Annotated in this window: 16 protein-coding genes; 14 read left to right on the top strand and 2 right to left on the bottom strand. The window is 46.7% G+C overall.

Annotation, left to right across the window (positions count from 1 at the left end):
- The first annotated feature begins 36 nt into the window (after positions 1–36).
- The 9 genes from L3C95_RS11075 (at position 37) to L3C95_RS11035 (ending at position 13,034) form a co-directional block, all read left to right on the top strand.
- Complete coding sequence (locus tag L3C95_RS11075) at positions 37–3,480, top strand: SusC/RagA family TonB-linked outer membrane protein (protein WP_236386200.1); 3,444 nt, start codon at positions 37–39, stop codon at positions 3,478–3,480.
- A gap of 18 nt (positions 3,481–3,498) precedes the next feature.
- Positions 3,499–5,031 carry a SusD/RagB family nutrient-binding outer membrane lipoprotein gene (locus L3C95_RS11070; protein ID WP_236386203.1) on the top strand — a complete coding sequence of 511 codons (1,533 nt, stop codon included), beginning with the start codon at positions 3,499–3,501 and terminating at the stop codon, positions 5,029–5,031.
- Positions 5,032–5,060: 29 nt separating this feature from the next.
- Positions 5,061–5,522, top strand: coding sequence for a RidA family protein (locus tag L3C95_RS11065; protein WP_236386204.1), 462 nt, complete (start codon positions 5,061–5,063; stop codon positions 5,520–5,522).
- 122 nt (positions 5,523–5,644) lie between these two features.
- Positions 5,645–6,892, top strand: a complete 1,248-nt coding sequence (locus tag L3C95_RS11060) for an aminotransferase class V-fold PLP-dependent enzyme (protein ID WP_236386206.1) — start codon at positions 5,645–5,647, stop codon at positions 6,890–6,892.
- A 254-nt stretch (positions 6,893–7,146) separates the two neighbouring features.
- Positions 7,147–8,382, top strand: a complete 1,236-nt coding sequence (locus L3C95_RS11055) for an amidohydrolase/deacetylase family metallohydrolase (protein ID WP_236386207.1) — start codon at positions 7,147–7,149, stop codon at positions 8,380–8,382.
- 49 nt (positions 8,383–8,431) lie between these two features.
- Positions 8,432–9,346 (top strand): RraA family protein, encoded by a 915-nt coding sequence (locus L3C95_RS11050; RefSeq protein WP_236386209.1) that lies wholly within the window; start codon positions 8,432–8,434, stop codon positions 9,344–9,346.
- A gap of 31 nt (positions 9,347–9,377) precedes the next feature.
- Positions 9,378–10,427, top strand: a complete 1,050-nt coding sequence (locus tag L3C95_RS11045; RefSeq protein WP_236386211.1) for a bile acid:sodium symporter family protein — start codon at positions 9,378–9,380, stop codon at positions 10,425–10,427.
- Positions 10,428–10,637: 210 nt separating this feature from the next.
- Positions 10,638–11,669: a sugar phosphate isomerase/epimerase family protein gene (locus L3C95_RS11040; protein ID WP_236386213.1), complete on the top strand. Its 1,032-nt coding sequence runs from the start codon at positions 10,638–10,640 to the stop codon at positions 11,667–11,669.
- Between the two features lie 159 nt (positions 11,670–11,828).
- On the top strand, positions 11,829–13,034 hold the full coding sequence (locus L3C95_RS11035; protein ID WP_236386216.1) for an NAD(P)/FAD-dependent oxidoreductase: 1,206 nt from the start codon (positions 11,829–11,831) through the stop codon (positions 13,032–13,034).
- 1 nt (position 13,035) lies between these two features.
- Here the strand turns inward: L3C95_RS11035 and L3C95_RS11030 are convergent, their stop codons facing one another.
- Positions 13,036–13,824: a FecR family protein gene (locus L3C95_RS11030; RefSeq protein WP_236386218.1), complete on the bottom strand. Its 789-nt coding sequence runs from the start codon at positions 13,822–13,824 to the stop codon at positions 13,036–13,038.
- A 209-nt stretch (positions 13,825–14,033) separates the two neighbouring features.
- On the opposite strand from L3C95_RS11030, the gene L3C95_RS11025 reads away from it, so the two are divergent.
- From L3C95_RS11025 to L3C95_RS11005, 5 genes are all read left to right on the top strand, one after another.
- Positions 14,034–15,212 (top strand): proline dehydrogenase family protein, encoded by a 1,179-nt coding sequence (locus tag L3C95_RS11025; RefSeq protein ID WP_236386220.1) that lies wholly within the window; start codon positions 14,034–14,036, stop codon positions 15,210–15,212.
- A 108-nt stretch (positions 15,213–15,320) separates the two neighbouring features.
- On the top strand, positions 15,321–16,115 hold the full coding sequence (locus L3C95_RS11020) for a thymidylate synthase (RefSeq protein ID WP_236386222.1): 795 nt from the start codon (positions 15,321–15,323) through the stop codon (positions 16,113–16,115).
- 37 nt (positions 16,116–16,152) lie between these two features.
- Positions 16,153–16,647, top strand: coding sequence for a dihydrofolate reductase (locus tag L3C95_RS11015; RefSeq protein ID WP_236386224.1), 495 nt, complete (start codon positions 16,153–16,155; stop codon positions 16,645–16,647).
- 106 nt (positions 16,648–16,753) lie between these two features.
- Complete coding sequence (locus tag L3C95_RS11010; protein ID WP_236386226.1) at positions 16,754–17,671, top strand: T9SS type A sorting domain-containing protein; 918 nt, start codon at positions 16,754–16,756, stop codon at positions 17,669–17,671.
- 146 nt (positions 17,672–17,817) lie between these two features.
- Entirely contained in the window at positions 17,818–22,584 is a 4,767-nt protein-coding gene (locus tag L3C95_RS11005; RefSeq protein WP_236386228.1) for a PKD domain-containing protein, read from the top strand.
- Between the two features lie 169 nt (positions 22,585–22,753).
- On the opposite strand, the gene dnaG is transcribed toward L3C95_RS11005, so the two are convergent.
- Positions 22,754–24,733 carry a DNA primase gene (gene dnaG / locus L3C95_RS11000; protein WP_236386230.1) on the bottom strand — a complete coding sequence of 660 codons (1,980 nt, stop codon included), beginning with the start codon at positions 24,731–24,733 and terminating at the stop codon, positions 22,754–22,756.
- Positions 24,734–25,006: the final 273 nt, after the last annotated feature.

Raw genomic sequence — 25,006 nt, 5'->3', positions numbered from 1 at the left:
CGCTGCGGAAGAAACTAGGACACGTAAAAAAAAATTATGAACATTTTGAACCAAAATCTCGTTTTGGGGCTGCTCTCTTGTGCCCTGCTGCCAGGTATTGCCATATCTGCCAGTGCACAGACGCCCTCGATGTATGCCGCGAGGCAATCTGATAAGATCCCTGTAAAACATGTATCAGCTACTGTGTCCCTGAAAGAAGCTTTAATAAAGCTGAAGAAGTTCCAGAATATCCGTATTGCTTACAAGGAGGGGCTACTGGACGGGAAAGTAGTATCTGCTGAGTTACTGGAAAAAGCAGAGCGTATGGAGGCAGAAGCTGCCCTGAAGCTGCTGCTTTCTGATTTCTCATTAGCCTATATGCGCGTCAATAAAACACAGTATTCCATATATGTACCAACAGCCGCTACCATACTGAACGTCAACAGTCTGATGGCTGATAAGCTGAAGGGTAAGGTAACGGGTCCTGATGGCGCACCCATTCCCGGCGCCAGCATTGTGCTCAAGGGAAACACATCAGTCGCTACGATGGCTGCTGCTGATGGCAGTTTTGAACTGAACCTGAAGGGCGCTACTCCTCCCTTCGTGCTGATTGTAAGCTCTATGGGCTTCAGCAAACAGGAAGTGAACGTGACCGATGCGGCCGCTCCTTTAACCGTAAGCCTTGCAGAAGCGAATGAATCATTGTCTGAAGTGGTAGTAACAGCCCTCGGTATCAGAAAAGAGAAAAAGGCGCTGGTATATGCCGTAACAGAAGTAAAAGGAAGTGAATTTACACAGGCACGCGAAGTGAACATCGCCAATGCTTTGAGCGGAAAGATCGCCGGTGTGAACGCTACGAGCCTGGCAAGCGGCCCCGGTGGTTCCAGCCGTGTGATCATCCGTGGTAACAGTTCACTGGGTAGTGAGAACCAGCCTTTATATGTAGTGAATGGTATGCCGATAGACAATACCACACCAGGTGGTGCACCTACTACCGGCGGTGGTGGCCAGAACGTGGACAGAGGTGATGGTATCGGCGGTATCAATCCGGACGACATCGAGACCATCAGCGTATTGAAAGGTGGTTCTGCTGCTGCATTGTACGGCTCCCGTGCTGCAAATGGCGTTATCCTCATCACTACCAAAAAAGGCCGCGCCCGTAAAGGTATTGGTGTAGACTACAATACTACTATGACCCTGGAAACGCCTTCCGTAATGCCTGACTGGCAGTATGAATATGGTCAGGGTGATAAAGGCCTGAAGCCAACTTCACAGGCAGAAGCTATTACCTACGGCCGCCGTTCATGGGGTACTAAAATGGATGGTACGCAATACATCGCCTTCGATGGTAAAATGCATACCTATTCTCCTCAGAGGGATAATATCAAAAACTTCTACCGTACCGGATCTACCTTTACCAATACTGTAGCATTCAACGGTGGCAGTGAGAACATAAATTTCCGCTTCTCGCTCTCTAATACCAACAGTAAAAGCATCGTTCCCAACTCCAAGTTCGACAAGAAGATCGCGAACCTGAACCTGAATGCTTTCCTGGGTAAAAAACTGAGCATAGAAGCTGTAGCGCAATATAATGTTGAGAATGCAACCAACCGCTCCAGTTCCGGGGATGCCACCGGTAACCCCAACTGGGGCGTGTATATGATCGCAAACACGGTGGATATCCGCTCACTCGATCCCGGTTATGATGAAACAGGCCGTGAGATCCAGTGGAACGAAACCGCGTACGCATCTAACCCTTACTTCGTTATCAACAGGTTTAAGAACAACGATACCAAAAACCGTTTTATCGGTCAGGCGAGCGTGAAGTACGATCTGCTGAAGAACCTCTATGTAAAAGGTACTGTGAGCCGCGACTTCTTTAACTACAACTACGTAGGTATCATTCCTACCGGTACAGTATATACGACCGGTGCTGCAGGTGAGTACAGTGAACTGAGAAATGCAGTTGCTGAGACCAACTCTATGGTGACTGCCAACTACAATACCAAGATTGCCGGTACTATTGGTGTGAATGCACTGGCTGGTGTGAATGCCCGTCGCTTCAATTCCAACCAGACCGCTATCACCGGTACACAGTTTATCATTCCGTTCTTCTACAGTTCTACCAATCTGACCACTTCTACTACTACGCCTACAAGGAATAAAGTAGCCACCAACTCAGTGTTCGGTTCTGTGGACCTGGATTATAAATCTGTCATCTTCCTGAACTTCACAGGACGCCAGGACTGGTTCTCCACACTCAGTCCAAAGAGCAACAATATCTTCTACCCGTCTGTAGGTGGAAGTGTTATATTGTCAGATGCGGTAAAACTGCCTAAAGCGATCAGCTTTGCAAAACTGCGCAGTTCATGGGCACAGGTGGGTGGTGCTACGCCCGATCCTTACATCCTGAACCAGACTTACTCTATGGTACAGGGTGGTCACCTGGGCCGTCCGGTACAGCAGATCACACAATCCAATCTCGTGAACCTGGTTACCAACTCCAACCTGAAACCGCTGACCTCTACTACTTTTGAAGTGGGCGGCGAAGTACAGTTCTTCGATAACAGACTGGGTATTGACCTCACTTATTATAAGAAGCAGACTACTGACGATATCGTAAGCACAGCTGTATCTACCGCTTCCGGTTATAACAACGCTTTGCTGAACGTAGGTAAGTTGTCTAACAAAGGGATCGAGTTACTGTTGACCGGTACACCTGTTAAATCAAAGAACTTCTCGTGGAATGTGAGCTACAATATGGCGCATAATACCAGCAGGGTAGAGCAGCTGGCTGCGGGTTTGACCACTTTACAGATGGCAACGAGCGTAGGTAGCTGGGCATTTATCCACAATACAGTAGGACAGCCTTATGGTATTATTAAAGGATATACTACTGTAAAGAATGCAAAAGGACAAACTGTATATAACAGCACAACAGGTTATGAGCAGAAGAGTGACCTGGTAGCTCTCGGCAATGGGGTGCCACCTTTAACAATGGGGCTGAGCAACACTTTCAATTACAAACGTCTCTCGCTCGATATATTGCTGGACGGTAAGTTTGGTAACAAAGTATTCTCCGGTACAGATGTATACGCCACCCGTTTCGGTCTGCACAAGAAAACACTGGCAGGAAGGGAAACAGGTCTGGAACTGAATGGTGTTGACCAGAATGGTAATGAATACCACAACACGATCCCGGTAGCGAATCTGCGTCTCTATTACGACAACACCAAGAACTACACAGATCAGTTCCTGTTTGACGGCAGCTTTGTAAAACTGCGCCAGGTGATCTTCAGTTATCAGATCCCTGTACAGAAGATGAAGTTTGTGCAGAGTGCTTCCATCTCTTTTGTAGCTCGTAACCTGGCCATCCTGTACAAAAAGACTGACAACTTCGATCCGGAATCCAGCTATACAAATGGTAATGCACAAGGCTTTGAGGCGTTTGGTATTCCACGTACAAGAAGCTTCGGTGCTAACCTGATGGTGAAATTCTAATCTCTAAAACTACTACGGATGAAAATGCGCTTTAACTACTTACTATATACAGCCATTGCAGCAACGCTGGCTTTCCAGTCCTGTGATAAAGGATTCGAAGAAATGAATGTGAATCCGGATGCATCACCGACCGTACAGCCTGAATATATGTTCAGTAAAGCTTTGCTGGATGCTTTTGGAAACAGCTATTTCTCTACTGATGTACTGGCCTGTGGCGGTTCTATGCAACATTTCGCTACTTACAAGGATGTACCTGGTATCGGTGATAAATATTATTTCCAGCAGGGTACCTATCCCTACGATTATTTCACAACAGGATATACAACTGCTGTCAATGAAATAGCCACTACTATCAATGCACTGGATGCAGATAATCCTGCTGACGGGAATAAGCTGGCTATCGCCCGCATTTTCAGGGTGTACATCATGCACCGCCTGACAGACCTGTACGGCGACATTCCATATTCAGCTTCAGCGAAAGGATATACAGAAAATAACTTCACACCGAAATATGACGCACAGGAAGATATCTATGCCGACATGCTGAAAGAGCTGGACGAATCAGCTGCGAAACTGGATCCGGCAGTAGCAACTTTTGGTCCTGGCGACTTTGTTTATTCCGGTGATGTGAACAAGTGGAAGAAGTTCGCGTATTCCCTGATGCTGCGTCTGGGCATGCGGCTGTCAAGAAAGGCGCCTGATGTGGCAGAGACCTGGGTAAAGAAGGCTATTGCCGGAGGTGTCATCACCGCGGATGGAGATATTGCTACGATGAAGTATGTGGATGGTTCACAGGCTATCAACCGTAATCCTGCAGCAGCCAGTATGTTGTCTAACGATTATGCAGTAGCAAATGGCAATAACAATACAGAGGGCGGTAAGCTGGCCAAGACATTTATTGATGTGCTTAGGGCAAACAATGACCCCCGTTTGAATGTTATTGCTATAGTATGGAATAATGGTAAAGCAGATACCAGCACCGCACTCCAGAAGGGTATGCCAAATGGTCTGCTGAATAAGCCGGCTGATTTTACCACCTATTCAGAGCCGAATCCGGCTACTATCCTTCAATACAATGCCCCTTTCATCCTGATGAGTGCCGCCGAAGTGAACTTGTTGCTGGCAGAAGCGGGCGTGAATGGCTGGTGGGAAGGAAGCGCTGCTGGCGCATTTGCTGACGCCATTGGGGCTTCTATGCGTAACTGGGCATTGTTTGGCAGTGGTGGTGTGATTGCCCGGGAAAAGATCGCTGCCTATCAGGCTGCTCATCCGCTGACAGGAGGTGCAGAGGCTATGAAAGCGATGATCGGGCAGGAGAAATGGGTGTCTTTATTCCTCGATGAGCAGGAGATACATGCTAACTGGCGCCGTACCGGATATCCTGCATTGACACCGGTAAATGTTCCTGGTAATACGACCGGTGGCACTATTCCCCGCCGTCTGTTATATCCGCCTTCTGAAGAAAGCGTGAACAGCGGCAGCCTGGCGGAAGCAATTACCCGTCAGGGACCAAACCTGATGACAACCCGCGTATGGTGGGATAAACAATAACATACCCGTATCTCAAATTAACTGAAATCATGCAAAACCAAAGAAGATCCGTATTAAAGAAGATAGCAGCTACATTGGCTGGAATCACAGGTGTCAACGCAATTGCCAAAGCCGCAGCTCCTGCTTTGCCGGGAGGCACTCCGCAGGGAGAGGTGATCTACGACCAGGAAGTGCCATTGTTCTCAAGTTTTAAGATCCATGGCAACACGGTCTATATCGCGGGAATAGGCGCCCACTTTGAAGGAGATATCAAAGCACATACGGACCATGTATTAAAAGAAATGGAGAAAGTACTGACCAAGGCAGGGTCATCAATGGAAAAGGTGCTGAAAGTAAGTGTGTTCCTGCATGATCTGAATGATTACAAAGCGATGAATGAGGTGTTCAGAGGACGGTTCGGTAAAAATCCGCCTGTCCGTACCACGGTAGCAGTATATGGAGGTGTGCCCGGCGATTCTCTCGTAGAGATGGATTGCATCGCTACCCTCTGAGGAAGCGCTTTTCTTTACTCTTTCTTTTTTTACTTATGAAACCGAGCATGATGGACCTCGTTCACACGGGGGCAGGTTCATGCGAGGTTCCATCCGACCAGTAAAAAATAAAAAATTAACGGATGAAACGCAGAGACTTATTGAAGAATATGTCTGCAATCCCGGTATTCGGTGCTCTTGCAGGCAGTACTAAACTATTGCCCTTACCTGATGAAACGGTAGATGCGGCTGCAGGTGGAAAGGACTATTTCAAGGAGCTGGGCATCCGCACTTTTATCAATGCTGCCGGTACCTATACTTTTATGACAGGCTCCCTGATGCGCCCGGAAGTGATGGGCGCCATCAATTATGCTTCAAAAGAATATGTATTGCTGGATGAGCTGCAGGATAAAGTAGGGCAACGTATCGCTAAACTGCTGCGTTGTGAATACGCTACTGTTACATCAGGAGCTGCCGCTGCCATGACATTGGGGGCTGCAGGCGTACTGACCGGCATGGACGAAAAGAAGGTGGTACAGCTGCCCTTCCTGGAAGGTACAGGCATGAAAACAGAAGTGATCCTGCAGAAAGAGCACGATATTCCCTATGTGCATGCTTTGAAAAATACAGGGCTGAAGATCGTATATGTTGAAGGTGGCCGCGAAGCACTGGAAAAGGCCATCAGTGATAAGACTGCTCTCATGTATTTTCTCAACGCCAACAACTTCGACGGCAAGGTACAGGTGGAAGAGTTCCTGAAAATAGCGCAGGCACATGGTATCCCTACCATGATAGACTGTGCGGCAGATGTGCCTCCGGTAGAGAATCTGTTCAGGTACACTGAAATGGGGTATGATCTCGTTTGCTTCTCGGGAGGTAAAGGCATTCGCGGTCCGCAGAGTGCGGGACTGCTGCTGGGTAGGAAGAAGTATATTGAAGCTGCAAGACTGAGCACGGCTCCCCGTGGTAATACGATTGGCAGAGGATTGAAGGTAAACAAGGAAGAGATACTGGGCATGCTGGTGGCGCTGGAAACTTACCTGGCCACTGACCATGCGAAAGAATGGAAGATGTGGGAAGCGCAGATTAAGCTGATCAGCGACGCGGTAAAAACGGTATCTGGTGTGGAAACCAAGGTGGTGGTACCACCAGTGGCCAATCATATTCCCACCTTGCATATCTCCTGGGATCCAGCGAAGATCCCTGCTACAGCAGCAGAGATCAGGGAAAAGCTCCGTAGCGGCAATCCTTCTATAGAAGTCGCCGATGGCGCTAATCAGCACACCTTTAATGTTACCACCTGGATGCTGGTGCCCGGCCAGGAAAAAATAGTCGCAACACAACTGAAAAAAGTATTGACAGAAAAGGCACTGTCTGAAGCGCATGGTTGATGGTTGATAAACAGTGGTGTGTTTAATCACCTACAGGGAACTACAGGGTTGGTAAAGTGCACGGAATTGCCAACTCTGCCCTGTTTTCTCTTTAAACGATTTCGGATTTACATAAGCCGGTAAAGGGCGCTCCTGCCAGTAAACAGGACTGCACGTTTCGATACTGTCGCGCAGCTCTTTGTATACTGTCGCAGGGGCGCCGCCTACCCGGTTCTTTCATTCATGCACAGGTCTCAGTATTAAAAAGTAAGGTCATGAGGAGCATCATTCAATACCTGGTACTGCTGGTATCGGTGAATGTTATTTTCACCGGTGCCCGCGCCCAGCAATACAGCCTGCTGATCAAAGGCGGGCACGTTATAGATCCGAAAAATAATATCAATGCAGTCATGGACATTGCATTGACAAACGATACTATTGCAAAAGTAGCAGCGCACATAGACCCGGCTGCAGCGCAGAAAACCATTGATGCAAGCGGCTTGTATGTCACACCGGGGCTGATAGACATTCATACACACAACTTCATGGGTACTACTCCCAACCGTTACCTGAACAACAGTTATGAGGCCGTGGCGCCGGATGGTTTTACTTTCCGCTGTGGCGTGACTACCGTTGTGGACGCGGGTAGCTCCGGCTGGGAGAACTTTGAGCTTTTTCTTGATCAGACTATCCGGCACTCAAAAACAAGAGTGCTTGCTTTTATCAATATTGTTGGCGGCGGTATGCGTGGCGGACCTTATGAACAGGACCTCAGGGATATGGATGCGAAAATGACAGCGCTGACCATCCGCCGTTACAAACAATGGATAGTGGGAACAAAAGTGGCGCATTATGAAGGGGCAGAATGGGCGCCGGTAGACCGTGCGGTAGAAGCGGGACGCCTCACGGGAACGCCTGTCATGATTGACTTTGGTGGTAGTAATCCGCCTTTGTCGCTCGAGGAACTATTCATGCAGCACCTGCGTCCCGGCGATATCTTTACACATGCCTATGCGAAAGTGAAAGGCCGTATGTCTATTGTTGACGATAGTGGTAAGCTGCGTCCGTTTGTGCAGGATGCCCGTAAGAAAGGTATTCTGTTTGACGTCGGGCATGGAGGTACCAGCTTTAGTTATTCACAGGCCATTCCTGCATTGAAGGCGGGGTTTTATCCTAATACGATCAGTACAGATATTCATAGCGGTAGTATGAACGGAGACATGAAGGACATGCTGAACGTCATGTCCAAATTCCTGAACATGGGAATGTCCCTGCCGGAATTGGTGAAGGCAGGCACTTCGGCTGCAGCCAGCGCGATACATCATGAGGAATTGGGCAACCTGTCGGAGAAAAGTGTGGCAGATATTGCTATCCTGCGTGTGGAAAAAGGGAGGTTCGGCTTTACTGATGCGCACACACGTGTGGAAGGCGACAGCAGACTGGTATGTGAAGCAACACTGCGTGCGGGAAAGGTGGTATATGATCTTAACGGTATTTCAATGCCTAAATAACCCGAAGCATTGGGTATTTTTAGTATATTCTTCATTCAAAAACTGATACATGAAATTGTTTTATTTCCTCCCTTTATTGTTACTGTCATGCTGCTTGTATGCACAGACCATTCCCAGGGAGGAACTGATCTTTCTTACTGCCGAGTGGAAGGGAGAGCGCTTTCCTGACGGAAGGCCGAAAATACCAGACGCAGTTGTTGAGCAGGCGCGTACGGTAAGCCTGGATGATGTATGGACGATTCTTGAGGGAGAAGGCTACCATTGCCAGTTTGATGGCGGCTGGAAAATGATCCATGACGACAAGCCGATTGTTGGTCGTGCTATAACAGCGATGTTCATACCCTCCCGTCCTGATGTGGAGTTGCATATGAAGGAGAGGGGACAGCAGCGGGGCTTTAAGGGAAACAGCAATTCCTGGCCTATCCAGCAGTTATCGAAAGGGGACGTATATGTTGCGGATGGCTTTGGTAAAATAGCGGATGGTACGCTGATCGGTTCTACGCTGGGCAACGCTATTTATGCCCGCTCAGGCAATGGCGTAGTGTTTAACGCAGCTGCACGCGACCTGGAAGGGCTGAAAGAGATCAACGGGTTTAATGCGCTGGTGCGTGACTGGGATCCCTCTTTCCTGAAAAATGTGATGTTGTCGGGGTTGAATGTACCGATACGTATTGGCCGTGCGGTAGTGCTGCCGGGCGATCTGGTGCTGACTTCCAGTGAAGGTGTGGTATTTGTGCCTGCACACCTGGCAGAAAAAGTGATCGGTATTGCAGCGTTCATACAGGTAAAAGACCAGTTCGGATTTGAAATGGTGAAAGCCGGAAAATATACGCCTGGCGAGATCGATAATAACTGGACAGATGCTATCCGCGAGGCGTTTCTGGAATGGCAGCACAAACAAGCCGGCAAAAAGCCTATGACCCGCCAGGAGCTGGATAAGATGCTGGAAAAAAGGACCTGGTGATCATTCTTAATTTTAAAACTATTTCCACTTTATGACAGCATTACTTCCCGCCGCCGGGCCTTTCATCATTGCATTCTGGGTCATACTGGCCATTCTTTTTTCAAGACATCCGCAAACGAGAGGTTTTGTGTATACGCTGATGATCTTTGCGGCTGTTACCACAGCAATGTATTATCCCCAATACTTTCTGACTATAGGAGGTTTTGACCTTTCAAAGCTGATTACGCCGCTTATCCAGATCATCATGTTTGGAATGGGAACTGCTATGAGCTTACGCGACTTCTATGGTGTGATCAAAATGCCGATGGGTGTTTTTACCGGTGTAGTGTGTCATTTCACCATTATGCCTTTTGTAGGCTGGGGGCTTGCCCACCTGTTCAGCTTCCCGCCTGAAATAGCAGCCGGTGTGGTGCTGATAGGAACAGTACCCTGTGGCATGGCATCCAACGTTATTTCTTACCTCGCCAAAGCCAATCTGGCGCTGTCGGTTACATTGACGGCCGTTTCCACTATGATGGCGCCTTTTGTAACGCCTTTCCTGATGCAGTGGCTGGCAGGCAGTTATATAGATATCAGCGTCAGCGCAATGATGTGGGACATCTGTAAGATCGTGATCCTGCCGGTGGCGGCAGGTCTGCTGTTCAATCATTTCCTGAGTGGTAAACTGAAATGGCTGGATAATGCCATGCCGAAAGTATCGATGTCGGCTATTGCTTTTATTATCGTCATTATTACAGCTAAGGGGCGTGAAAGCCTGCTGGATGTAGGTGCATTGCTGATATTATCATCACTTATACACAACCTCTCGGGGTATACACTGGGTTATTGGTTATGCCGTCTTATCAGAATGAATGAGCAGGATTGCCGTACGATAGCGATTGAAGTGGGCATGCAGAACGGCGGACTTGCAACGGCCATTGCGAAGGATATGGGAAAGATCGCTACAGTGGGACTGGCGCCGGCGGTATTTGGTCCGCTGATGAACGTAACCGGTTCTCTGCTGGCATCGTGGTGGCACCGGCATCCGCCCAAAGAAGCACCAAATGAAAAAGCCGTTCAGCTGGAAACGGAACGGCTTTAGTTTATCATTTATAATGTAGCAACAGTGACGTTGTACATCAACGAGGTGGAATATATAAATAAAGACAAACGGGGAATTACTGTTAAGTGGCTATCAAGATAATGACAAAATGCGAAAAAACTATTCTTTTAAGGTAATTTTTTACAGTTTTTTTCATGAGGCATTTACTTTGATCCATAAAAGTGTATTTTGTTATATAAAACCACGTATATGAATAATCCTAAACAACGCAGGGAATTTCTCAGGCAGATGGCATTGTACACTATGGGTGCGGGTCTTTTGCCCTCGGTGCTCGCAGCATGCAATACCGGCTCTTCCACAAAGGAAAGCAAAGACAGTACCAACGTAGGAGAAACAGCAGCTGACAAAACGGCTAAAGAATTATTCTTTAAGATATCTCTGGCGGAATGGTCTTTCCATGAGGCTATATTCGGAGGAAAACTGTCGCATCTTGACTTTCCGCTGAAAGCCAAGAATGACTACGGGATTGAAGCTGTTGAATATGTAAACCAATTCTTTAAGGATAAAGCAACGGACAAAGCCTACCTGGCAGATCTGAAGAAACGTTGCAGCGATAATGGTGTGCGTAGTGTGCTGATTATGATTGATGGTGAGGGGGAAATGGGAGACATGGCTGAGAAGAAAAGGAACAAAGCCGTAGAGAATCACTATAAGTGGGTGGAAGCGGCAGAATACCTGGGTTGTCATGCTATCCGTGTAAATGCGGCAGGAGAAGGCAAACCGGATGATGTGGCAAAAGCAGTAGCAGAATCGCTGGCTAAATTGTCAACATTCGCCAATACACATAACATCAATGTCATCGTAGAAAACCATGGCGGAAGTTCGTCCAATGGTAAATGGCTGGCAGGTGTGATGAAACAGGTGAATATGCCTAACTGTGGTACTTTACCCGACTTTGGTAACTTTTGCCTGAACCGTACCAAACCTGTAGATAATACGCCACAGGGATGGGCGGCTACCAAATGCCTGGAAGAATATGACCGCTATGAAGGAGTTACAGAATTAATGCCTTTTGCAAAAGGTGTAAGCGCCAAAACACATGATTTTGACGCCGAAGGCAATTGCGTGGAAACAGACTACCGCAAAATGCTCAAAATAGTAAAGGACGCCGGTTATACAGGTCATATCGGTATCGAATATGAAGGCGCTAAACTTTCTGAAGAGGAAGGTGTACGTAAGACACTGGAACTGCTGAAGCGAGTAGGTGCAGAACTGAGCTGAGAATAAACAGCAACGTAAGAGATCGGGAACCCGGAACGCTATTGTTCCGGGTTCTTTTTTTAGTCCATTATACGAAAAAGCCGACCTGCCTGCAGTGGTAAAACTGATTTCTCCCGGTACAATAATTGGATGTTTGTTGTTAACTAAAACATTGCCGCCTTGGATCTTCATGCTGGTTATCCTTATTCTTTGGTAAAATATGGGCTGCCATTCAATTACCCCCGTCTCGACCATGATGTAAAGACCGACGTATTGATTGCGGGAGGTGGTATTTCAGGCGCATTAGCGGCCTATTATCTTACAGCAGCAGGGATACCGGCTATTGTTGCAGACAGCCGTACTATAGGATTAGGCAGTACCTGCGCCAGTACTTCGTTGATACAGTATGAGATAGATGTTTCCTTGTCCCGTTTAACAAACAGGATAGGGGAGAAGAACGCGGTTGCCGCTTACCGGTTATGTTATGAGGCTATAGGGGTGTTGGAAAAGATCTGTAAGAAGATCGGCGCACCCTTTTTTGATCGCAGGGATAGCCTTTTTCTGGCGTCGTACAAGAAAGATCAGGAATGGATCAGGAAAGAGTATGCCTTACGTAAATTGCTGGGTTTTGATGTGAGCTATTGGGATGATGCGATGGTAAAAGACAAAATGGGGTTCGATGCTCCGGGCGCTATTTATTCCCGCATGGCTGCACAGACAGATACCTACATGCTGACCCATTTACTGCATCAGTACAATATTAAAAAGGGAGTGGAAGTATATGACAGGACCACTGTTGCCGATATTTCCCATCAAAGGAATGGCGTCATTGTTCATACGCAGGAGGGACACCGGATCAAAGCAAAATACCTCATCATGGCAACCGGTTATGAAGCCTCACAATATATCAGGGAGCCATTGTTAAAACTGCGCTCTACATATGCTACGGCGAGTGAAAGCCTGCAGATGGATGGTTGTTGCTGGCATAACAACTGCCTGATATGGGAAACCAAAGATCCTTATTTGTATATGCGCCCGACAAAAGACAATCGCATATTGGTAGGTGGCAGGGACGAGTACTATTACAATCCGTCGAGGCGCGATAAACTGATCAGCAAAAAAGGGAAGATGTTGCAGGAGGACTTCAATAAGAAATTTCCGCATATTCGCTTCATATCTGAATTTCAGTGGACGGGTACATTTATTTCAACTGACGACGGACTTCCGCTCATTGGTAATTATCCGGCTATGCCGCGTACTTACTTTGCCCTGGGTTTTGGTGGTAATGGTATTACGTTTGCCCAGATAGCTGCTGAAATAATCACCGCCATTATTCTCGGAAAGAAAAATGCTGTACCGCAGATGTTTGCCTTTGGAAGAGGATAGGTCAGAAATCAATAGTTACTTTATTCTTCCTGACTTTGTAATTAAACCCGGCAGTCTGCCGGATCTCTTCCAGTACTTTTGTCAAAGATGCCTGGCTGAATTCTCCATTCACGCCTCCCGCAGCAGATACGTCTCCTTCCACATAGATCTCTGTACTGTACCATTCCTCCAGTTTGCGAACGGCATTCATAAATGGTTCATCATGGAAAGTCAGTTTATCCTGCAGCCAGGTTTCCATTTCTACCGGGTGATATGTTTCTTTCTCCATCAGGTCAATTTCTTTATTGGCCAGTACCATATTTCCCGGGCCTAACATCTCCGGCTGATCATCAGTTTTGGAATAATAGGATTTGCTCACCTTCACTTCTCCACTCCGCACGTAGGCCGTTGCACCCTGTTGTGACTCAAAACACCGCATTTTGAAAGCTGCAGGTTTTGTGGCCGTCATGGTCAGGATATTTGTTTTGACTGTGAGCGGATAAGCGGTGGAATCAAAATATGCTTCCCCATCCAGCAGGAGGGTGTGGCTTTGAGCGAAATTGCCAGGCACGAGCAATTTGGTATTGCTGTTCAGGATAACAGGTGTTCCGTCTGGTAGTGAGATCTTTTTACGTTCTCCCAGTACGCCTTCGTAGGTGGTGTAGGTCTGTCCTTTTTCATGAAAGGAGGCCAGCACTTCTTTCGGCTTCCGCAGTAAGAATACGGAGACTAAGGTAATGATACATAGTAGCACTACGATAATATAAGGCGATCTGCGACGTGACCTGGTATTTGCTTGCTTAGTAGGCACTGGGAAATATTGACTTTGATGAAGATATAAAATTAAAGAAAAAAATATAGGACGGAAGCTTTATTGGGTTTAAATAAAAAGAAACTTACAGATGTTCTGTTTAATAAAAGAAGGCTTTTGTTCGAGTTTTTCAAAACAGCTGCGGGCGGACGGTCATTGTTGTCAGATCATTTTGTTGGAAATCTGTCGGCATACTAACTTTGCGGCCCATGGAAAAGCAGCTATCATTATCATTCGAGAATACCGCCATAGCTTTTGAATCAAAGACAGATAAGGCATTAAAAAAGGCTGACTTCCTGTTTAGCAGCATTGGCAAGCCCTGGTTGGTGAAATTAGGGGCAACAATGACGCCGCTGGCGCTGAAAATGAAATTGCCTATAAAGGGATTGATCCGTAACACCATCTTCAGTCAGTTTTGCGGCGGGGAAAGTTTGCAGGAAGCAGCACAGACTGCCAATCACCTGGGGAAATTTCATGTGGGAGTAGTGCTGGACTATGGTGTGGAAGCCATGGAAGGAGAGGAGAACTATGATCACGCTGTACCTGAATTTATCCGCGCCATAGAGTATGCGGCAGCTAATCACAATATTCCGTTCATTGCTATTAAGGTAACCGGCTTTGCCCGTTTCAGCCTGCTGGAAAAGATCCACAGCCGTGAAGCACTGACGCCGGAAGAAGCAGCAGAATTTGGCCGTGTCAGGAGCCGGATACTGTCCATTGCAACAGCGGCAGCCAAACATAAGATAGGACTGCTGATAGATGCGGAAGAGTCCTGGATCCAGCAACCGGTGGATGACCTGGCAGACGAGCTGATGGCGCAGTTTAACAGGCAGCAGGTAATTGTATATAATACTTTCCAGATGTATCGCCATGACAGGCTGGCTTTCCTGAAGAAATCCTTCGAAAAGGCGCAGCAACAGGGCTATCTGCTGGGTGCTAAGCTGGTAAGGGGCGCTTACATGGAAAAAGAGCGCAAGCGTGCAGAAGAGATGGGATACCCTTCTCCGATCCAGCCCAACAAGGAAGCGACCGACAGGGATTACGACGCTGCTGTAAAGTTCTGTATGGAGCGCATAGATAAACTGGCTGTATTTGTGGGCACACATAACGAGCAGAGTAGCATGCTGGCCGCCAGCCTTTTACATCAGCAGCAATTACCACATAACCACTCACATGTAAGCTTCTCCCAGTTATTGGGGATGAGCGATAATATCACCTTTAACCTCGCCCATGCCGGTTATCATGTTTCCAAATACCTGCCTTACGGCCCGGTAGAAGATGTAATGCCATACCTGCTGCGCAGGGCCCAGGAGAATACGTCTATTTCCGGACAAATGGGACGTGAGCTGGGACTGATCCGCCGGGAAAGGAAGCGTAGGGGGATATAGAAATTATCAGACACCTTATATTTTTAAATATACATAGCGTTTCATAGCGGTAGCTTCACTGTTATGAAACGCTTTTTGTTTAAGGGACAAATTCGTTACTTTGCGCCCATGGAACAATACCTTCAACTACTCCAACACATTATAGATCAGGGAGCTGTGAAAACTGACCGGACTGGTACAGGTACTACGAGCTGCTTTGGCGCCCAATTAAGGTTTGATCTGCAGAAAGGTTTTCCGCTGGTCACCACCAAAAAACTGCACCTGAAATCCATTATTTATGAGCTGTTATGGTTTCTGAATGGGGATACTAATATTAAGTACCTTAAGGATCATGGTGTAAGCATCTGGGACGAGTGGGCGAACGAAAACGGCGATCTGGGTCCCGTTTACGGCAAGCAATGGCGTAGCTGGGAAACCAAGGATGGCCGTGTTATTGACCAGATCAGCGAAGCTGTAAAGACCATTAAGAACAATCCGGATTCCCGGCGGATCATTGTGAATGCCTGGAACGTGGGCGACCTGCCTGAGATGGCGTTAAGTCCCTGTCATTGCCTGTTCCAGTTCTACGTAGCGAACGGTCGCCTGAGTTGCCAGCTATATCAGCGTAGTGCAGATGTGTTCCTGGGAGTACCCTTCAACATTGCCTCATATGCCATTCTTACCATGATGATGGCGCAGGTATGCGACCTGGAGCCGGGAGAGTTTATCCATACATTCGGAGACGTGCACCTTTACAGTAATCATTTCGAACAGGCTAAGCTGCAGCTCAGCCGTCAGCCGTTTGAACTGCCAACGCTGAAGATCAATCCGGCGGTGAAAGATATTTTCGGCTTCAAATTTGAAGATTTTGAACTGCTGAATTATCAGCATCACCCTCATATCAAGGCTCCGGTAGCTGTATAAGGGATGATACTTTTTCTGAATTTAAAATGTTTACTGCTTGACACTTTCTATAATAGTAGCTGCATCTGAAAATAATGTGATCGGTATTAACAATCATTTGCCCTGGCATTTACCGGTTGATATGAAATACTTCAAGGACACGACCATGGGTAAGCCTATTGTCATGGGCCGTAAATCTTTCGAAGAACTGGGCCGCGTTCTGCCGGGAAGACCCAACATTATGATCACCCGGCAATCGGGATATACGGCTGAGGGGCTCTACGTGGTACCTTCCCTGGAAGCGGGCATTGAAAAAGCTAAAACATTCGGGACAGAGGAGATCTTCATTACCGGTGGCGGTGAGATTTTCAAAATGGCACTTCCAATTGTAGATAGATTATACCTTACACGTGTGCACGCAGAAGTTACCGGCGATACCTATTTCCCGGAATTTGATCCGAGAGGATGGAAACTGGTGAAAAACGAGCGTCATGAAAAGGATGAAAAACATGCGCATGCCTTGACATTCCAGGTCTGGGAAAGAGAGAAATAAAAGCATAATATATTATAATGGGAATCCCACCGGTTTACCGGTGGGATTTCTTATTGAATGATGATTTTTGTCTATATTTGTAGTGTAAATTTAACCCGTATTACTTATGAAAAGAATGCTATTATTGTTTGTTTTGCTCGCTCTGGGCCGTATGTCTATGGCCAAAAAACCGGTTACTTCTCATGACAATTCCAGCGGAACAGCGGTCACGTATATGGATCTGTCGTATCATTATCTGAAGCCGTGTTCGGATACTGTGGTATTGGTGGCGCGTGTGTATAACAGACCAACGCCAAAATATACTGTTGTGTGGTATAACGGTGCCGTAGGAGATTCGATTTATGTGTCCGTTGCATTGAATAATATCCTTCCATCTTATACGGCAGTTTTAAAAAATCCGTTAGGAACAGTAATTGACAGAGACACAGTAAAGGTCTTACCACAACAAGCCTTAAACCCAACGATTGAAATTCATCGTTCAGCTATCCTGAATAATGATACGCTGATGGCTTTTCCGCAACAACCAGCAACGTCTGTAGAGTATCTGTACAAGTGGTACCGTGGTATCTGGGAAATACAGGTGGGAAACTATCCTATGTTAATTAATCCACAGCCAGGTACTTATAAGGTATATGTTCGTGACAGGGCAGGTTGCAGTGGCGTTTCTGATACGGTTCAGTTTACCCGCACTAGTGACACGTCGCAGGTGGCCAGTATAAGTCCCAATGGAGATTTAGCATCGCGATTTGCATCGATCAATGCACGTGAAGAGGTAACATTGGGCGCTAATAAGGTGAAAGCCTTCCCGAATCCTTCCACAGGTCAGGTATCGCTGCAATTTGAAAAAGCCATACAGAAAAAAGTAACGGTGATCGTCTACAATCTCAACGGTCGTGTGATGTATAACCGTACTACATATCAGCAATTACAGCCGCTGGACCTCTCTGCTTTGCCGAAAGGTTATTACCTGATAGAACTGACAGGAGAGGGCGAGAAGAAAGTATTGCCACTGATCCTGCAATAAGTAAAGAAAATTTAAAAAGGGCTGACTGGTTGATAGTCAGTCCTTTTTTTATCTATATAATTCGTACATGCGGTGGCGGGAGAACCAACTGGATGTTTTAACATATATTTGCAAATACTATATTTTGTAATATTCCCTTAATACTTATGAAGAGATCTCTACTATTGTTTGTGTTATTAACCCTGTGCCGTTTCGCTTTCGGGCAAAATGGACCGGGGGCAATGTTCGTACAATCGCATTATCAATCCTGTACTGCACCATTTACCGTTACATTTAAAGATTCCAGCTGGTCGCCGACGCGCACACCACTTGTTTTCTGGAAATGGGAATTTGGAGATGGTACGGTCGATTCTTCCGGCGCAATTGTAACGCACACATTTTTACAAAAAGGCTTTTTTCGTGTAAAGCTGACGGTACGTGACCAGCTTGGCAGGGTGGGCACCTACTCCGCTCATGATGATCAGCTGATCAGGATAGGAGCTGCTTTGCAGCTGCCATCTACAGTGTACATTTGTAATCCGTCGCAACCGGTTACATTAAGGAACCTTGCTACGCCCCAGTGGTTTGATAGCCTGGGTACTTATCAGTGGTTGCTGGATGGCAATGTGGTATCTACAGCGCGCAACTGGCAGACAAGTCAGGTGGGGCTGTATCAGCTGAAGTATACAGCCTGTGATACAACACTTTCCGGTTCTATATCAATCGCAGATGGCGCGATCACACCGAGCGTATTGACGCCTGTTGTATGGTCGAATGATACAGCAAAACTTGATTTTGCTATTATGGGGGCGCCTTATATGCCGGGTCAGGTCAGACAGGTGTCCTGGGACTGGGGGGATGGTAAAAATTCCGTGGCACAGGGCCTGTACAATAGTGTTACTCATAGCTATACAGTACCGGGTACTTATAATGTGCGTGCTACTGTAAGATTGAATAATCCCGCAGATCTGGTCTGTGATTCCGTAGGGACCTATACTGTTAATGTCCGCGCGCCATATGTTACACATAATGTGTGGAATAGAATGGATACTTTATACACAGGAGGGGATAAAACATATCTTATTTCTGCTACAAATACCGGAGCTACTTTCAAATGGAAAAGCATGGATCCAAACTTTGCTTCCAGTGCACAGATCCTGTCAACCTGGGAGCCGGGCAAATACTGGGTTGAGATCAGCAAATCGGGGGATGTAATAACAGATACGATTAACATAATGCCTAAGGCCAATTTTACTTTCATGATGCCCAGTTGTAGTCAGATGGGAAGCATGAAATTTTACAACGGCATACTTGTACCCGTTTACGATTCTCTTTTGTCTATCACCTGGCATTACGGAGATGGTAAGTCAGACGTATATCCCAAAGCTAAGTATTACTACGAACATACCTATGATGCGCCAGGTATATATAAAGTCGTTATGGAAGCCTGCTATAAATCAGGTTACAATGCTTTTGCAGCGAAGGATGTACTCATTTACCCGTTAATTGCCTGGGATATCAAGATACAGGACGACACAGTATCTGTACCGGGGATGCATATACTAAGTGCGAAAACTGTGAGTACGGCGAATCCCGAAAAGATCTTATGGTATCCCGTAGGGCGTAACCTTGTATACAAATCGATCAACGATACTATTCAGACGACAGTACCGGTTGGATGTAGAGCATATTTAATGGACTCCTGTACTATCCAAAGAGCTGCTGACACCTTTAGGATCAACAATCAGGTCCCTATTGAATGGACGGCAAATGTGGCCGTAAATTATAACAATTGCATGGCTACATTAAAGGTAAATACCAACGCTCGTAAAGGATCTTATTGGGTATTGTGGAACACTGGTGCAACCTCCGACTCTATCCTGGTGACAAAACAGGGATGGTATGGGTTTACTCTTAAAGACAGTACCGGTAACATACGCAAGGATTCAGCCAATGTTATTATCTCTCCACTGGATGCCGCGACGTTGAGTGCCCATTCGGGATATGGACGTGATACATTGATCGCTGAGCCTTACGGTCCTAACAACCAGTATTTCTTCTATCGTAATGATACTTTGTTATCAAACGGGGGAAATAATTTTTTTAGTCTTTACTTTAATCCTATTCCGGGAGTATACAAAGTAACGGTACAAAATACACAGGGTTGCACGGTTACTTCGCCACCGCTGTATTTTCGTGTTCCTAAAGACAGCGTTGCAGTCAATTTCATTTATAGTGCTGACCAATGCATTAGTCAACAGATTAAATTCATTGGTACAGCTGTTTCTTCTAACAGTCAGGATACCGTAAGAACTGTTAAATGGAATTTTGGTGACGGTATGACTGCAACATATCCGGGGGCTAGCAATACTGTTAGTCATTATTATGAGGCAGCTGGTACATATACGGTTACCCTTATTGCGACAACAGCTGCGGGCCACACGTACAGCGTGTCAAAACAGGTAGCAGTTTGGAAGGTACCTTACAACGTGAATATCATCAGTGATACTACGAGTTTACCAGGCACAAATGTTCTGACAGCCGTTAAAAATCCTGCTGATGCGTCTGTAATATGGAGTACCGGTAGCACAAATGATACCATTCATGTGCATACCACCGGTTATTATTCAGTATGGCTGAAGGACAGCTGTGGAAATGTCCGCGCTGCAGACACACTGCAAAGTGTAATTAATGCCGGATGGAATGCGGATGCTTACATATTGAAATGGACTGCCTGTGGCGATACCGCCATAGTGGTTGCCAGTACACAGATTTCTGGCGCAGGTTCTATTTCCTGGAGTAATGGTCAGGGGGGATCTGTGATTCGTGTTACTACGCCAGGTGTATACACTGTAACAGTAAGAGATCTTAATGGAAATATCAGGGCGGAAGATTCTGTTTATGTGGAATTGAAACCGTTTAAGCCAGGACTGGAAGCACATCTTTCTGTTGATCCAAATAATGACACCCTGATCGCTTATCCGCATGATTCTGTATACTACTACAAATGGTACCGGAATGATACCTCATTCATGTCAGGTTCATCTCCAATATTGAATCGTCCAACACCTGGCGTTTATCGGGTATTTGTTACTAATGGTGCAGGATGTACTGCCGCAACAGATACCGTGCATTATAAAGTGAATGTGCCGGTATTGCCTGTAGATTTCAGTTACGAAATGACAGGATGTGATCCGACATTGGTAAAATTCATAGGTACTGCTGATACGCAGGATTCTGTAACATACAGATGGAAGTTCGGAGATGGAAGTGGGGAAGTATACGGTTTGAATGCTAGTCACAATTATGCGGTAGCCGGCGCATACAATGTGACGTTGGAAGTAACAACAGCTTCCGGCAGAACTGGTTCAAAAACTAAACCATTGGCCATCCAGGCTGTGGATACAAGCATCTGGATAACTCACATTACTCAACAGCGTAATCAATGCGGTGACAGTGTGTTGCTGACAGCTTTCAATAACGCTGCAACAGCTGTTTATTCCTGGAATACCGGCGTGCAGGCGAAAACTATCCTGGCTACCGCATCTGGTTATTATGCTGTTAGTGTTTACGATACCTGCGGTCATAAACGATTTGCTGACAGTATTTATGTGACGGTAAATGTACCATGTGTTCCACAGCTGCCAACTGATACCGTTCTCGATTTCAGTTATAAGGCAGCACCGTGCGAGCCGCGTGTAATACATTTCAAGGGCATTACTGACACAGTGGATTCCGCAACATACAAATGGAATTTCGGTGACGGCAGTGGTGAAGTATCTGGTCTGGATGCATCTCATTATTATGCAGTACCGGGTGCATACAGCGTAACATTGAAGGTAACAAGAGCTTCTGGCAGAACCGATTCAATCACTAAACCATTGGCCATTCAGGCTGTGGATACCAGTATCTGGATAACGCATATCACTCAACAGCGTAATCAATGTGGTGACAGTGTATTGCTGACAGCTTCCAATGGTGCTACAGCCGCTGTTTATTCCTGGAATAACGGCGTGCAGACGAAAGCCATCATGGTTACGGCATCCGGTTATTATGCCGTTAGCGTATACGATACCTGCGGTTATAAACGGGCTGCCGACAGTATTTACGTGACGGTAAATACACCATGTGTACCAGAGACACCAACTGATACCATCTCCATTGGCGATGGTCCGATCGAAGGAGGTAGCGCGCTTCCTGTAACTGCCGGTTTCGGACAGGACTTTAATGCAGACAACGTCTTTACAGTTCAGCTGACACTGAAGAATCCAGGTGGCCGCCAGACAGGTTTACAGCCTGATGAGGTGATTAATCTGGGCTCCAGACCCGGAACAGGCAAGGACATTACTATGGAGGTAGACCTTCCGGATAGCCTGGCTTGTGCTACGAGTTACGCAGTGAGAGTAGTGGCTAGTTCTCCTGCAGATACTACTGCATGGTCACAGCTGTTCACTATTACCAATCAGCCTCCTCAACCAGTGATCACCCAGCGTGGCGACAGCCTGTTCACTTCCGGTAAATATAACTGGCAGTGGTATCTGGATAATAAGGCCATCGATGGCGCTACTGCCGCTAATTACCGTGCAAGAAAGAACGGTGTTTATATGGTGGAATCACTGAATGGAAATGGCTGTACCAGCAAATCAGCTCCGGTATCCGTGATTATCACCGCGGTGGGAGAGGTGACCCTGGGCGGTAATAAGGTGAAAGCCTTCCCGAACCCATCAGAGGGACAGGTATCCCTGCAATTCGGAAAACCATTGCTGAAAACAGTGACGGTGAATGTATATAATCTCAATGGCCGTGTAATGTACACCCGTACTACAACACAGCAACTGCAGCCACTGGATCTGTCTGGTTTGCCGAAAGGTTATTACCTGATCGAACTGACAGGCTATGGTGAGAAGAAAGTATTACCACTGATCCTGCAATAAGAAAGGATATAAAAGAAAGGGGGCCTGACTGTCTGACAGTCAGGCCCCCTTTTATGTACAAAGTGAAGGCGTTTTAGGTAATAAATCGCAAGGTCGCTTGTTCGTCGCTAAAAGGTCGCTAGTTCGTCCCTTATAGGAACACAAGGCTTTTGCTGTCATTCTGGCAAAACTACCTGAATATAACCGTTCCGATACCCTGGGTCAATTCCGTTTCCAGCTGTTTCAGGTGCTTATGCATCTCAATACACTTGATCTGCTCTTCAAACACGGTAGACCGTTCCATTTCCTGTTGATTTTCCACGATCATTTTACGGATCTTCCTCAAAATGAGATAATTGGTGGTGGAGATGGTATCTTTCAGATAGGCATTATCACCATATACGGTATCTATTTCAAATTTTTCCTTCCAGGCAGTACTTAGTTCCGCTTCTTTATCTTCCATAATACCGACTACCATACCGGCAACATCCTGGTCATTGTGGTACAGGAACCACTTTTTGTCGGGCAGGTTGTCCTGGTCGTACATCTCTTTGTATTCCCTCAATATCCTTTTCACCAGCTCATTGTCGGCCAGCGATTCGAAATCGTAGGGCAGATGGAAAATATAGTCGGCCACGGTGCTTTTATCTTCCTCACTGAAAGGTTTGTCGCCAAAGCGCAGGAGTATTTTCACCAGTTCCCTTTCCTGTTTTTCGTCCGGATTGAAGAAGTTGACTGCCGGTTCTCCGCCGTTCTCCATCGCCTCCATGGCGGCAATCGCCTCTGGTGAGAGGTCGTCGTCCATAGGCGGCGCAGCAGCGGCATTATCCCTGGCCTGCTGGTTCTCCTTTTTCTGGAAACGCTCCCGGATGAACTTATTCACCAGGTTGATGAGTCCCTGTTCATCGATCTTCAGTACCTGGCTGCATTGACGGATGTAATCCTGCTGCCGGGTGAAATCTTCCGTTTTATCGATCTTGGAGATGGTCTCCGCAATCTCATTTACGAGCTGTGATTTGCGGTTGCTGTCATTGCCGGCGTCCTGCATGGAGATCTGCAGCTTGAACAGCACAAAATCCTGCTTGTTATTGGCTATAAATTCACGGAAAGCATCTGCCCCAATCTTTTGCACATAACTGTCCGGGTCTTCCTTATCGGGGATTAAAACCAGTTTTACGTTCAATCCCTCCTCTATCGCCATATCCAGACCTCTCAGGGCCGCCTTGATACCGGCATTGTCCCCGTCGAAGAGGATGGTCAGGTTGTTTGTGTACTTTTTAATGAGCCGCAGCTGGTGTTGCGTCAGGGACGTACCACTGGATGCCACTACATTCTCAATCCCTGCCTGATGGAGGGAGATCACGTCTGTATAACCCTCTACCAGCAGACATTCATTCAGTTTGTCGATCGCATGCCTGGCAAAGTAGGTACCATACAGTACCCTGTTCTTGACGTAGATCTCATTTTCCGGTGAGTTGATGTATTTGGGAGCACGGTCATTCTTGACAAGGATACGGGCACCGAATCCCAGTACCTTACCACTCTGGTTGTGGATCGGGAAGATCACACGGCCGCGGTAGTTATCTCCGGGCTGCTCATTCCTGACGGTGACCAATCCTGTTTTTTGCAGGTATTCCAGGTTATAACCTTTGGACAGGGCCGTTTTAGTGAAGGCATCCCAGGTGTTCAGGCTGTAACCTAACTGGAACTTACGGATGGTCTCCTGGGTAAAGCCACGCTCTTCAAAGTAACTGAGACCTACGTTCTGGCCTTCTTCCGTATTAAAGAGTGTATTGGAAAAGTATTCACGGGCAAAGCTATTGATGATATAGAGGCTGTCCGCCATCAGCTGCTGCTGCCTGGCTTCCGGACTTACCTCAGTTTCCTCAATGGGCACGTCGTACTTCTGCGCCAGCCAGCGTAAAGCTTCTACGTAGGAATACTTCTCGTGTTCCATCAGGAACTTAATGGCATTACCACTCTGGCCGCAACCGAAGCATTTGAATATTTCCTTACTCGGCGTAACGGTGAAGGAGGGAGACTTCTCGTTGTGGAAGGGACATAACCCTAAGTAGTTGGCACCCCGTTTTTTAAGTTTCACGAAATTGCCTACTATCTCCACAATGTCAATCCGGCTGAGTATCTGTTGTATGGTATTTTGTGAAATCAATGGCGCTTAATTCAGACTGCAAACTTAAATAATTTTTCACCGCCTGGCGGGACAGCGGTCATACATTGTTGTCCGAACCCATCCGCAGGGCAGGAACAGGTAGTTTGAAGAATACTACTGAAAAAAATAGTATTGCAGGGGCCTGGCTTTCAGCCTTGCCCTCAAGCTACCACCTGATCCTTATTTTGGGAGACAATGCATGTAAAGTACCGTCAATGTTGCAATGCACACTCATGCCTGATAGTATTATCGGCAGGATCTTTTTATTCAGGA

The sequence above is a fragment of the Chitinophaga filiformis genome, from assembly GCF_021646545.1.
GTDB classification, from domain to species: Bacteria; Bacteroidota; Bacteroidia; order Chitinophagales; family Chitinophagaceae; genus Chitinophaga; species Chitinophaga filiformis_A.
Note: the sequence above shows the minus strand (reverse complement) of the source record. Positions and strands in the feature narration are given on the sequence as shown.